Here is a 12,577-nt window from a genome sequence, read left to right on the forward strand (position 1 = left end):
AAAGCTCAATCGTAATGATTGGGCTTTTTTTTTTTTTGATATGATTAGAGCTTAAATTTTCTATTTAATTTCTTTTCGGCTTGATTCTTTTTATCTTCCAATCGCTTTCTAATTACTCGTTTTGGTACTTTTGTTACAAGACGCTTTTTCTCCTTTTTTAAAGCATTTTCTAACAAAATAAATAAACGTTTTACAGCAAGTTCTTTATTTTTTAATTGACTACGCGTTTCATCACATTCAATAATTATAAAATTATCTTTTGTAATACGATTCGATAATTTTTCGGTTAAAGTTATTTTTTCCTCGTCCATCAAACCATTTGAAGTTTCGAGCGCAAACGTAATCTGAATTTTAGTCGATACTTTATTCACATTTTGTCCACCCGCACCAGAACTGCGCACAGCCTTGTAATTTAGTTCGGTTTTTATAATTTCTTTATTCATGTTTTATACGCAAATTGACTTTATCATTTTCCCTATAAAAATAGTCAAAACAAAAAAAGCGTTACAACAAGGTAACGCTTTTTGTTTTGAAAACTATTTTATTTTTTAATGAGCTTCGTACCAATTTTGTCCAACTCCAACTTCTGCAATCAACGGAACATCCATTTGCATTGCAGCTTCCATCGTTGTTTTTATCAATTCCGAAACTTTTTCTACTTCATCTTTTGGCGCATCAAAAATCAACTCATCATGCACTTGTAAAATCATTTTTGTTTTATAATTCTTTTTCAATTCTTTCTGAATCTGAATCATTGCAACTTTCACAATATCCGCTGCAGTTCCCTGTATCGGCGCATTTACAGCATTTCGCTCTGCATGCGAACGCACAACACCATTGCGAGAATTAATGTCTTTTAAATAACGACGTCTTCCCATCAATGTTTCTACAAAACCTTGCTCGCGTGCAATTTCTACTTGCTTTTCGATATAGGCTTTTAACGTCGGATAAGTTTCGTAATACGCATCAATCAAAACCTTAGCTTCTTTACGCGAAACATTGGCTTGATCTGCTAAACCAAACGCCGAAACACCATAAATAATACCAAAGTTTACCGTTTTTGCTTGGCTACGTTGCTCACGCGTTACCTCATCCAAAGCAACATTAAAAACTTTTGCCGCCGTTGCTGCGTGAATATCTTCTCCTTTTTTAAATGCCTCTACCATTGAAGGGTCTTGCGACATTTGAGCAATCAAACGCAGTTCGATTTGCGAATAATCGGCAGAAATCAACACATGGTTTTCATCTCTTGCCGTAAATGCTTTTCTGATTTGTTGACCAGCTTCCGAACGAATTGGAATATTCTGTAAATTAGGATTTACCGAAGATAAACGTCCCGTTGCGGCTACTGTTTGCGCGTAAGTTGTATGTACACGACCTGTTTTCGCATTCACCAAATCTGGTAAAGCATCAATATAAGTCGATTTTAATTTTTGTAATTGACGGTATTCTAAAATATCTGTAATTATTGGATGTTTATCTTTTAATTTTGATAAAATTTCTTCTCCCGTTGCATATTGACCCGTTTTGGTTTTCTTTGCTTTTGGATCTAATTTTAATTTATCAAATAATATTTCACCTAATTGTTTTGGCGAATTCAAATTAAATTCTTCTTCCGCATCTTGGTAAACTTTACGTTCTAATTCGCGTAAAGTTATTTCGTGTTTCACCGATAATTCTTTCAGAAAAGGAACATCTAAATTAACACCTTCCAATTCCATATCAGCCAAAACTTGCATCAATGGCATTTCCAAATCTGCAAATAACTTGTATGTATTTGCTTTATGTAATTCGGGTTCGAAAAGATTTTTTAATTGAAATGTGATATCAGAATCTTCCACTCCATATTCAGTTTGTTCGGCTAAAGGAACATCGCGAAAATTCTTTTGATTCTTTCCTTTTTTACCGATTAAACTTTCGATTGAAACGGGTTGATAACTTAAATATGTTTCTGCTAAAACATCCATATTATGACGCATATCTGGATTAATCAAATAATGCGCAATCATCGTATCAAAATTATTTCCTTTTATCTCAATTCCATATTTATACAGAACTTTGATATCGTATTTTAAATTTTGACCAATTTTAGAAATTGTTTCGTCTAAGAAAAATGGAGAAAATTCGTTGATAATTTCTTTCGTTTCTTCAAAATTTTCAGAAAACGGAACGTAATATCCTTTTCCTTTTTCCCAAGAAAATGAAATTCCAACCAATTCTGCTTCTAAAGCATCCAAAGAAGTTGTTTCTGTATCAAAAGTAACTTCTTTTTGTTTGAGTATATTTTTTAATAAAATCTCACGACCTTTTTTCGAATCAATTAGTTGATAAAGATGACTTGTTGTCGAAATATCTGTAAACGCAGAATTTTGAGGAACAATTTCTTGATCCGAAGTAAAATCGAACAAGCTTTGTTGCGCTGTCTGAACTTGATTTGACGAAGTTTGACTTGCCGCAGAAATTTCTTCTTGTGCTTCTTTTATAATTCCAGAAGCGTCTAAACCATAAATTCTGTAAACAGTTTCTAACATTCTACGAAACTCTAATTCCGTAAAAAGTTCTGTTACTTTTGGTATATCTGGCGCGCAAACAGTTAAATCTTCTTCATCAAATTCTACTGGAGCGTCTAATAAAATTGTTGCTAATTTCTTCGATAAAAGTCCTAATTCTTTATTTTCTTCAATTTTTTCTTTGGCTTTTCCTTTTAGCTTATCTGTGTTTGCAAAAAGACCTTCCATCGATCCAAATTCTTTGATATACTTGCTCGCAGTTTTTGCACCAACGCCAGGTAAACCAGGAATATTATCCACAGCATCACCCATCATTCCAAGATAATCAATAACCTGAATTGGATCATCAATTTCAAATCGTTCTTTAACTTCTTCTATTCCCCAAATCTCAACACCTTTTCCGTTTGCTGGTGGACGATACATTTTAATTTTATCCGAAACCAATTGCGCAAAATCTTTATCGGGCGTTACCATATACGTTGTAAAACCTTCTTTTTCTGCTTTTTTGGCCAATGTACCAATCACATCATCTGCTTCATAACCTTCGGCATACAAAACTGGAATTTTTAGCGCGCGCAAAATTTCTTGAATATATGGAACTCCTTGGCGAATTGCTTCTGGTGTTTCGTCGCGATTTGCTTTATATTCGGGATATTCATCTGTACGAACTGTTGCTTTACCAACATCAAAAACAACAGCTAAATGCGTTGGTTTTTCTCTGTTTATTACATCAAATAATGAGTTTGTAAAGCCCATAATTGCTGATGTATTAAAGCCTTTTGAGTTGATTCGTGGATTTTTAATAAACGCATAATATCCTCTAAAAATAAGGGCATAAGCGTCTAACAAAAAAAGTCTTTTATCTAATTGATTCATTTTTCAAAATTTGTTTTGTGATCTACGTAATAAGAAAATTTATTACTAGAACATATTACGTACGACGTAAAACGTTTTGATTAATATTCTGGTGCTAATTCGACTACCAAACCTTCCATTTCGTCTGCAAGATGTAACTGACATCCCAATCGCGAATTATCTTTTACGTTAAACGCTTCTGATAACATTGCTTCTTCATCAGGATTCATTTCTGGTAAAGGAATTTCAGGTGTTAATACATAACATTGGCAAGATGCGCACATCGCCATTCCGCCACAAACACCAATTGTTCCTTCTGGTGCTAATTCGTATGCACGAACTAACTCCATGATATTCATATTCATATCTGTAGGCGCATCCACTTCGTGAGAAACACCTTCTCTATCTATAATTGTAATTTTAATATCTGCCATAATACTTTTTCAAGTCTTACAAAAATAAGCATTGTTGATGGGCTAAAAAAGAATTAGCATCACCGAATAGCATTAAATATTAATTTTAAATAAGCTTTATATTCAACATTTTACATTCTAATTATTATTAGTTTTTTTATTAAAATAATTACTTATTCAATATTTATTTTGATTAAATTTAGATAAATTAACACGATTTTGAGAAAAATATTGCATTTAATGTTTTTTTGTTCTCTTTTTGGATTTGGACAAAACACTTTATCATTTAGTAATGATCAATACAGCGGAATTAATTCTGCTCCACTCTCTCCTACTACGCCATATTTTAACCCAAACAAATGGGATGTTTCCATTTGTTCTGCAGACATTTTATTTCAAAATGATTATGCCTATATCTCAGATCAAAGTATTTTAGGTTTATTGAAAGGTGAAATTAAAACAGCTAATCCAAAAAAAGGAATTACAGGTGAAACGCAAGCCAATGTGCTGGATTTTTATACACGCAATTTTGTGAAATATAATTTAGAAAGTGATGTAATTGGACCATCGTTTTCGTTTAGACAAAAAATAAAAGAGCAAACTTTTCGTCTTGGCTTTTTTACACGTTTGCGCACTCAAGGTTCTGCAAAAGACGTGGATAATTATATGCGTTTTAATAATCAAAAATTGATTGAACCAGCCGAATATTCGTTTCAACCACTTAAAACTAATTTTATGAATTGGAATGAATTTGGCTTAAATGTTTCTACAAATTTATATACAACCAATACGCAAGAATTGATTGTTGGTGCTTCTATAAAATATGCTTTAGCCTTAGATGCGGCTTATGTACACAGTAAAAATCCTATAAAATTAGAAGCAGATACAATTGGCGCATCAACCATGTTGCAACCAAAAACAAATATATACGCGTCTAATTATGATATTGAAGCAAGTTACACGACAAATTATGATTTTGACCGAGAAAAATATGTGTACAAAAATAGAGGAAATGGTGTTGGTATAGATTTGGGAATTGCATTGGTAAATCGTCGTATAAATGATGAATTGTACGATTCTAAAATCGCGCTAAATATATTGGATATTGGTTATGTAAATCTAAAAGGAGAAAATCATTTATACAAAAACAATACGCGTGTACAAATTGGAAATAATCCACGATTTGACACGATTGATTTTAAAAGTATACAGCAATATGCACGACTTTTGAGTAACGAAGTTTATGGAGATTCGTTGGCTTCTTACAAAGGAAATAAATTTACAATTGGCTTACCAACTAGTCTTAATTTTAATCTCAGTAAAAAAGTTCGTCCAAATCATTACATCAATTTTAATTGGATACAACGTATTCCAGTTTTCGAAAATAGTTTGAAACGTACCAATGTTTTACAAACTTCATATTCTATTCAGAAAGATGGTTTTGGAATTGGAACTTCTTTATCTCTTTACGAATACGAGAAAATAGGATTTGGTGGATACATTCGTATCGGGCCTTTAATTTTGGGAAGCGAAAATGCTTTGCCATTTGTTTTTAAACAAAATAAATTAAATTCTGGAAACTTTTATATTGGACTAAAATTGTATCCTTTTTGGGATAATGAAGCAAAACGAAGATCGCGCGAACCATGCGATTGCGAATAAAAAAAACCTTTTACGAAAACGTAAAAGGTTTATTAATATTTTTTAAAAAGTAATCTATTTAATCAATTGCTTTCACAACTGCTTTTTCGGCTTCTTTTCGTGTTCCATCAAAACCATCAACACCAGAAACTGTCGTGTATTTTAAAACAAACTTTTTACCTGGATTTAAACGATTGTAAACCGATTGACACATTAATGTTGCTTCATGAAATCCACATAAAATTAATTTTAATTTACCTGGATACGTATTTACATCACCAATCGCATAAATACCTTCGATATTTGTTTGATAATCTAATCCATTATTTACTTTAATTGCGTTTTTTTCAATCTCTAATCCCCAATTTGCAATAGGTCCTAATTTTGGAGAAAGACCAAATAAAGGAATAAAATAATCGGTTTCAATTTCGAATGATTCGCCTTCTTTCTCAATCATCAAACCTTCTACTTTATCTTCTCCTTTAATACCAACAATTTCTGCAGGCGTTATTAGATTTATTTTTCCTGATTTTTTTAATTCAATTACTTTATCAACAGAATCTAAAGCTCCACGAAATTCATTTCTTCTATGTATTAAAGTTACATCTGCAGCAACTTCTGCTAAGAAAATTGACCAATCTAAAGCAGAATCTCCTCCACCAGCAATTACAATTTTTTTATCACGAAACATTTCTGGGTCACGAACAAAATATTCAACACCTTTTTCTTCAAAATACGCGATATTATCAATAACTGGTTTACGAGGCTCAAAAGAACCTAATCCACCTGCAATTGCAACCGCTTTTCCTTGTATTTGTGTTCCACGATTTGTTGTCACTATAAAAGAACCGTCTTCTTGCTTATCTATTGTTGTAGCTTGTTCGCTTAATGTAAAACCTGGTTCAAATTGTTTTATTTGTTCCATCAAATTATCAATCAATTCGCCTGCGCCAACAGAAGGATAACCCGGAATATCAAAAATTGGTTTCTTTGGATAAAGCTCTGTTAACTGACCGCCTGGCTGTGGTAAAGCGTCTATAATATGACATCTTAATTTTAATAAACCGGCTTCGAAAACAGCAAAAAGACCCGTTGGTCCTGCTCCAATTATAATTATATCTGTTTGAATCATTTTTAAATTTTATTTAGAATGTGACTAAATTGATTGCAAATTTACAGATTTAGAATAGATTAATTGCTGATTATCATCAGAAGAATGATAATATTTACTGATAATAAAAAAGGCAAATTCAATAATATGAATTTGCCTTAATTTTGTAGCGAAGAGCAGAATCGAACTGCCGACCTCAGGGTTATGAATCCTGCGCTCTAACCATCTGAGCTACCTCGCCTTGTTTTTGGTGGTGCAAATATAAGAGGTTATTTTTGATTAAAACAAATCTTTTTTGAAAAAAATGTAATAAAAACTCGCTCGTATAGGCTAATTAATTGAATTTCATTAAAATTAAATTCGAAAAAAATTTTAATCTTTTAGAAATTTTATTGCTTTCTCTATTAATTCATCTCTATTTTCTGTTATTCTTTTTATTGAGTTTATATATCTGATTAAATAATGGAGTAAAATGTTATTATTAAAAAGTACTAATTATAAAATCACAATATTTTTCTAAAGAATTAAACTCTTAATAAGCTTTAATCAGAGGTTATATTTAAAAAATCTTTTTTATTATATTTCAGATTAAGAGCTTTATAAATAACATAAATAACTTGTTTGTATGCTTCTAAAATCAATTTTATTGAATGAAAATCTAACATCAATAAAACACTATTATCATCTAATTCTTTAAAGTTATATAAATACCTCTTTTTATCTTTTGTAATTTCAAATATACCATTGGAATGAACAATAGAATTCCTATAATCTCTCATTATTTGCAAAAATGAAATAGGATTAAGATTATAATATTCTTTTACTTTAACTTCTTTAGAATTTTCAATTAATTCATCGTTAATTATACAACCTAACAAACCTATTGTATTAAGCGAATTTAATTTGCCGCTTTCAAATTTATCAAGAATATATTGATATTGTTTATGTTGTTGTTGTTGTTGTTGTTGTTGTTGTTGTTGTTGTTGTTTTACATATTCTTTTACATACTCTTTAAATTTTTTTTCGTCATATCTATATATAATATTCAAAACTTTATAAATCATATCATACGTATTTTCAAAAATATGAACAGAATTTAAACAAAATATTTCTGAAACTAAAGTTTCAAATGTTTCTTTTTTATTATCTCTATTAATTTCAACACCTATATTTTGAGGAACAAAGTTCAATAACCAATCATCTTCTAATTCAAAAGGATTTGTTATAATTTGCCTATATAAAGATCTATCTAAATTTATTATTTTATTATTAAATGCCTCTTCATTTACTTTTAATGAAATAAAATTATACAACAACTTAGTATATAATTTTTTGAAATCTTCTGTATAATCTAGCATATTCATAATTTTAATACAATAATATATAATTTTTCAAGCCTAAACAATTTATCAATAATCATATATTATACATGATATATGATTTTAAGTACAATTGATATCTACACAAAAAATCCCCAAGTAAAACTTGAGGATTTATCTATTCTGTATATATTTTAATTAAGCTAAAGCTTCTCTTATACGTTTCATTGCTTCTCTTAATTCCTCTACAGATGCTGCATACGAAATACGAATACAGTTATCAGAACCAAATGCAGAACCAGAAACAACGGCTACTTGTGCATATTCTAATAAATACAAAGCCAAATCGTCTGCATTATGAATTGTTACACCTTTGTATGTTTTTCCGAAAGTAGACGAAACATCTGGAAATAAATAAAATGCTCCTTTTGGTTCGTTTACAATAAATGCAGAAATTTCTCTTGCCCAACCTAACATCAATTCGCGACGTTCTGCAAATGCGTCAACCATATATTGTACCGAACTTGGATCAGCTTCTAAAGCTGTAATCGCAGCGCGTTGTGCAATAGAATTTGCACCAGAAGTAACTTGTCCTTGTAACGTTTCGCAGGCTTTTGCTAACCATGCTGGTGCACCAATAAAACCAATTCTCCAACCTGTCATTGCAAATGCTTTTGCTAAACCATTAATAGTTACTGTTTGGTTATAAACTTCTGGAAAAGATGCGATCGAAACATTTTTTTCTCCATAAACAATGTGCTCATAAATTTCATCCGAAATAATGATAACATTTGGATATTTTGCTAAAACTTGCGCCAAAGCTTTTAACTCTTCGCCTGTATAAACAGATCCTGAAGGATTACAAGGAGAAGAATAAATAATAGCTCTTGTTTTATCTGTAATCGCAGCTTCTAATTGAGCTGGCGAAATTTTAAAATCATTAGCCAAAGTTCCTTCTACAAAAACTGGTGTTCCGCCCGATAATTCTACAATATCAGAATAAGAAACCCAATATGGTGTTGGAATTATAACTTCTGTACCTTCGTCTACAATTGCTTGTAAAACGTTATAAATAGATTGCTTTGCTCCTGTAGAAACAACAATTTGGTCGGCTGTATACTCAATATTATTATCGCGTTTAAATTTCTTAATCACCGCTTCTTTTAAATCTGCATAACCAGCAATTGGTGGATATCCAGAATAATTTTCGTCGATTGCTTTTTTAGCTGCTTCCTTGATAAAATCAGGTGTATTAAAATCAGGTTCTCCGATACTTAAACTGATTACATCAATTCCTTGTACTTTTAATTCTCTTGCTTTTGCAGACATTGCAATTGTTGCAGATGGTTTCAAATTTTGTAAACGCTTTGAAAGTTGCATAATATTTGTGAGTTATTTGTGTGTAATAAATTATTAGTGCGAAGATACTTTTTTCTACGTATTATTTTGTTACTTTTAATCATTAAAAATCTAAAAATAAATAAGAATATTATGGCTGAAATTACATTTAAAGGAAATCCAATTCACACCGGTGGAAATTTACCAACAGTAGGAGAAAAAGCGCCAAGTTTTGCATTAACAGCTGGCGATTTAAGCGAAAAAACTTTAGCTGATTTTGCAGGTAAAAATGTTGTTTTAAATATTTTTCCTAGTGTAGATACAGGAGTTTGTGCGCAATCTGTACGTACATTTAACAAAGAAGTTTCTGCAGCAGACAACACAGTTGTTTTATGTATTTCGAAAGATTTACCATTTGCATTATCTCGTTTTTGTGCAGCAGAAGGTTTAGAAAATGTGGTGACTTTATCTGATTTTAAAACAGATGAATTTGCAAATGCATATGGTGTAAAAATGGTTGATGGTCCGTTAAACGGATTATTATCTCGCGCGGTTGTAGTTATTAATGCAAACGGAGAAGTTGCTTATACAGAACAAGTTCCAGAGATTGGACAAGAACCAGATTATAAAGATGCTTTAGCAGCGATTAAATAATTTGTTTGATTACATAAAAAAAAGAGAACCAAAATTGGTTCTCTTTTTTTTATGTAATTATATTTCTTGAAAAAGAATTTCTAAAATATTTTACTTCGCAAACTGCGCAGCTAATTTTTCTGCTTTTTTTGATTCAGAATAATCATAGAAACCTTCTCCAGATTTAATTCCTTTTTTACCTGCTGTTACCATATTTACCAACAATGGACATGGCGCATATTTAGGATTTTTGAATCCATCATAAAGAACTTCTAAAATTGATAAACAAACATCTAAACCAATAAAATCCGCTAATTGTAATGGTCCCATTGGATGAGCCATTCCTAATTTCATTACTTCATCTATTTCTTTAACACCTGCAACACCTTCGTATAACGAATAAATTGCTTCGTTAATCATTGGCATTAAAATACGATTGGCGATAAAACCAGGATAATCATTTACTTCAACAGGAGTTTTACCTAATTTCTTCGACATTTCCATAATTGCATTTGTCACTTCATCCGTCGTGTCGTAACCTCTAATAATTTCTACTAAAGTCATCACAGGAACTGGATTCATAAAATGCATTCCGATTACTTGTTTTGGACGACTTGTTACCGACGCAATTTTAGTAATTGAAATAGAAGATGTGTTAGACGCTAAAATTGCATTTGCAGGCGCAGCTTCATCAATTTGTTTGAAAATTTTTAACTTCAAATCCAAATTTTCTGTTGCAGCTTCTACAACTAAATCCGCATTTTTAACCGCTTCTGCAGTATCTGTAAAAGTTGTGATATTGTTTAAAGTTGCTGTTTTATCTTCTTCCGTAATTTTTGCTTTTGCAATCATACGCTCCAAATTACCAGCAATAGTTTTCAATCCACGCTCTAAACTATCTTGAGAAACGTCTACTAAATTAACATTAAATCCTGATTGAGCGAAAACATGAGCAATTCCATTTCCCATTGTTCCTGCTCCAATAACTGTAATATTTTTCATTTTTGTTTGTTTGGTTTTATGTTTTTTATTTTATTCTTTTTCTATGGTTTGATTTTCTATCACACCTTGTGCTTTTTCAAAATAAGCAATAATTTCTAAAGCAACTTTCAGGGCATTTCGTCCATCTTGCAATGAAACTCTAATTGGCGAATCATTTTCTATAGAATCTGCAAAGCTTTCTAACTCATCTAAAATTGCATTATTTGGTAAAACTTCTGGATGCTCAAAACAAATTTCTCTGCGATCTCCTTTATCATTTTCCAAAATCATTGCAAATTCATTTGGTTCTTCTGGCGCTTTGTGCATTTTTATAATTTCTGTTTTCTTTGTTAAAAAATCAATAGAAATATACGCATTTCGCTGAAAAACACGCATTTTACGCATATTTTTCATCGACATTCTACTTGTAGATACATTTACAACACATCCATTTTCGAACTCAATTCGTGCATTTGCAATATCTGGTGTATCGCTAATTACCGAAACTCCACTTGAATGAATTGATTTTATTTCTGATTTTACAATTGATAAAATAATATCTAAATCATGAATCATTAAATCTAAAACCACAGGTACATCTGTTCCGCGCGGATTAAATTCTGCCAAACGATGCGTTTCGATAAACAAAGGTTCATCAATAAACGGAGAAGCCGTTATAAAAGCAGGGTTAAAACGCTCTACGTGTCCAACTTGCGCCTTCAAACCTTTTGCATTTATCAATTCTAACAAATGATCTGCTTCCTCTAAAGTATGTGTAACAGGTTTTTCTATAAAAAAATGTTTATTCTTTTCGATTACTTTTAATGCAACTTCATAATGCGACAATGTTGGCGTTACGATATCTACAACATCAACAGCCTCAATCAATTCTTCAATCGAATTAAAAAATTTGTAGCCAAATTCGGCTTCTACTTTTTTACCATTTTCTTCAAATGCATCAAAAAAGCCAATTAATTCGTATTTATCCGATTGTTTTAATAACTTTAAATGGATTTTACCAAGGTGCCCAGCACCGATCACTCCTACTTTTAACATTTGGTAGATTTTGCCGTTAAAATTAATGAGAATATGTTGTATTTAATGCATTTTTGTAAAAATTTTGGAACATGCCAGTAGACGATTTTAAACACCAAGGTCGACGTAAGATGTTGGTTGACTTATTAATGACCAAAGGAATTGAAGATAAAAAAGTTCTTGAAGCCATTAATATTGTACCGCGACATCTGTTTTTGGATAGCGCTTTTGCCGAATTCGCTTATCGTGATGAGGCTTTTCCTATTGCGGCAGGTCAAACTATTTCGCATCCGTATACCGTAGCTTTTCAGACGCAATTATTGGATATTCATCCAAACGAAAAAGTACTTGAAATTGGAACCGGTTCTGGTTATCAAACTGCAGTTTTGGTTGCTATTGGTGCCGAAGTATTTTCGATAGAACGTCAAAAAGAATTGTTTGATTTTTCTAAAATAATTCTAAAAAAAATCAATTTAGAACCGCGTTATCAAACTTATGGCGATGGTTACAAAGGTTTACCATCTTTTGCGCCTTTCGATAAAATAATTGTAACGGCTGGTGCACCAGAAATTCCGAAAGATTTATTGCAACAATTAAAAATTGGTGGAATTATGGTGATTCCGGTTGGCGAACAATCGCAGCAAATGATTGTGATTATTCGATTAGATGAAGATCAATTTGAGAAATATATTTTTGGAGATTTTAAATTTGTTCCGATGTTAGAAAGTAGAAGCAAATAAA

General features: G+C 31.4%; 11 protein-coding genes and 1 tRNA gene. 3 read left to right on the forward strand and 9 right to left on the reverse strand.

Translation table 11 applies throughout. From position 1 onward, the window contains the following. Positions 1 to 44: 44 nt before the first annotated feature. The 3 genes from arfB to BM072_RS05080 form a co-directional block, all read right to left on the reverse strand. Positions 45 to 443 (reverse strand): alternative ribosome rescue aminoacyl-tRNA hydrolase ArfB, encoded by a 399-nt coding sequence (gene arfB / locus BM072_RS05070; protein ID WP_092907197.1) that lies wholly within the window; start codon positions 441 to 443, stop codon positions 45 to 47. A gap of 105 nt (positions 444 to 548) precedes the next feature. Next, on the reverse strand, positions 549 to 3,386 hold the full coding sequence (gene polA / locus BM072_RS05075; RefSeq protein WP_092907199.1) for a DNA polymerase I: 2,838 nt from the start codon (positions 3,384 to 3,386) through the stop codon (positions 549 to 551). Between the two features lie 80 nt (positions 3,387 to 3,466). Continuing rightward, positions 3,467 to 3,799, reverse strand: coding sequence for a 2Fe-2S iron-sulfur cluster-binding family protein (locus BM072_RS05080; protein ID WP_177190258.1), 333 nt, complete (start codon positions 3,797 to 3,799; stop codon positions 3,467 to 3,469). A gap of 219 nt (positions 3,800 to 4,018) precedes the next feature. Here BM072_RS05080 and BM072_RS05085 point away from each other — a divergent pair, with 219 nt between their 5' ends. Further along, positions 4,019 to 5,440, forward strand: coding sequence for a hypothetical protein (locus BM072_RS05085; protein WP_092907203.1), 1,422 nt, complete (start codon positions 4,019 to 4,021; stop codon positions 5,438 to 5,440). 58 nt (positions 5,441 to 5,498) lie between these two features. Here BM072_RS05085 and BM072_RS05090 read toward each other — a convergent pair whose 3' ends face one another. The 4 genes from BM072_RS05090 to BM072_RS05105 all read right to left on the reverse strand — a co-directional run bounded on the left by BM072_RS05090 (position 5,499) and on the right by BM072_RS05105 (position 9,229). Continuing rightward, positions 5,499 to 6,551 carry an NAD(P)/FAD-dependent oxidoreductase gene (locus tag BM072_RS05090; RefSeq protein ID WP_092907205.1) on the reverse strand — a complete coding sequence of 351 codons (1,053 nt, stop codon included), beginning with the start codon at positions 6,549 to 6,551 and terminating at the stop codon, positions 5,499 to 5,501. A gap of 146 nt (positions 6,552 to 6,697) precedes the next feature. Continuing rightward, a tRNA-Met gene (locus BM072_RS05095) sits at positions 6,698 to 6,771 on the reverse strand. 301 nt (positions 6,772 to 7,072) lie between these two features. Then, entirely contained in the window at positions 7,073 to 7,846 is a 774-nt protein-coding gene (locus BM072_RS05100) for a hypothetical protein (protein WP_143080475.1), read from the reverse strand. A 201-nt stretch (positions 7,847 to 8,047) separates the two neighbouring features. After that, entirely contained in the window at positions 8,048 to 9,229 is a 1,182-nt protein-coding gene (locus BM072_RS05105; protein WP_092907209.1) for a pyridoxal phosphate-dependent aminotransferase, read from the reverse strand. 111 nt (positions 9,230 to 9,340) lie between these two features. Between BM072_RS05105 and tpx the strand changes: the two genes are divergently transcribed. Then, positions 9,341 to 9,841: a thiol peroxidase gene (tpx, locus tag BM072_RS05110; RefSeq protein ID WP_092907211.1), complete on the forward strand. Its 501-nt coding sequence runs from the start codon at positions 9,341 to 9,343 to the stop codon at positions 9,839 to 9,841. 90 nt (positions 9,842 to 9,931) lie between these two features. On the opposite strand, the gene BM072_RS05115 is transcribed toward tpx, so the two are convergent. Together BM072_RS05115 and BM072_RS05120 are read right to left on the reverse strand one after the other, a co-directional pair. Continuing rightward, positions 9,932 to 10,822: a 3-hydroxyacyl-CoA dehydrogenase family protein gene (locus tag BM072_RS05115; RefSeq protein ID WP_092907213.1), complete on the reverse strand. Its 891-nt coding sequence runs from the start codon at positions 10,820 to 10,822 to the stop codon at positions 9,932 to 9,934. A gap of 30 nt (positions 10,823 to 10,852) precedes the next feature. Further along, a complete protein-coding gene (locus tag BM072_RS05120) occupies positions 10,853 to 11,857 on the reverse strand; it encodes a Gfo/Idh/MocA family protein (protein ID WP_092907215.1) in 1,005 nt (334 codons plus the stop codon). A 71-nt stretch (positions 11,858 to 11,928) separates the two neighbouring features. Between BM072_RS05120 and BM072_RS05125 the strand changes: the two genes are divergently transcribed. Next, the gene (locus BM072_RS05125; protein ID WP_092907217.1) at positions 11,929 to 12,576 is read left to right on the forward strand and encodes a protein-L-isoaspartate(D-aspartate) O-methyltransferase; all 648 of its coding nucleotides are present in this window, start codon (positions 11,929 to 11,931) and stop codon (positions 12,574 to 12,576) included. Position 12,577: the final 1 nt, after the last annotated feature.

The organism is Algoriella xinjiangensis (assembly GCF_900115015.1).
In the GTDB taxonomy this organism is placed as follows: Bacteria; Bacteroidota; Bacteroidia; order Flavobacteriales; family Weeksellaceae; genus Empedobacter; species Empedobacter xinjiangensis.

Coding starts and splice junctions, on each gene's coding strand:
- BM072_RS05125 (WP_092907217.1), top strand. CDS start 11,929: ATGCCAGTAGACGATTTTAAACACCAAGGTCGACGTAAGATGTTGGTT.
- BM072_RS05115 (WP_092907213.1), bottom strand. CDS start 10,822: ATGAAAAATATTACAGTTATTGGAGCAGGAACAATGGGAAATGGAATT.
- BM072_RS05085 (WP_092907203.1), top strand. CDS start 4,019: ATGTTTTTTTGTTCTCTTTTTGGATTTGGACAAAACACTTTATCATTT.
- BM072_RS05090 (WP_092907205.1), bottom strand. CDS start 6,551: ATGATTCAAACAGATATAATTATAATTGGAGCAGGACCAACGGGTCTT.
- polA (WP_092907199.1), bottom strand. CDS start 3,386: ATGAATCAATTAGATAAAAGACTTTTTTTGTTAGACGCTTATGCCCTT.
- BM072_RS05080 (WP_177190258.1), bottom strand. CDS start 3,799: ATGGCAGATATTAAAATTACAATTATAGATAGAGAAGGTGTTTCTCAC.
- arfB (WP_092907197.1), bottom strand. CDS start 443: ATGAATAAAGAAATTATAAAAACCGAACTAAATTACAAGGCTGTGCGC.
- BM072_RS05120 (WP_092907215.1), bottom strand. CDS start 11,857: ATGTTAAAAGTAGGAGTGATCGGTGCTGGGCACCTTGGTAAAATCCAT.
- BM072_RS05105 (WP_092907209.1), bottom strand. CDS start 9,229: ATGCAACTTTCAAAGCGTTTACAAAATTTGAAACCATCTGCAACAATT.
- tpx (WP_092907211.1), top strand. CDS start 9,341: ATGGCTGAAATTACATTTAAAGGAAATCCAATTCACACCGGTGGAAAT.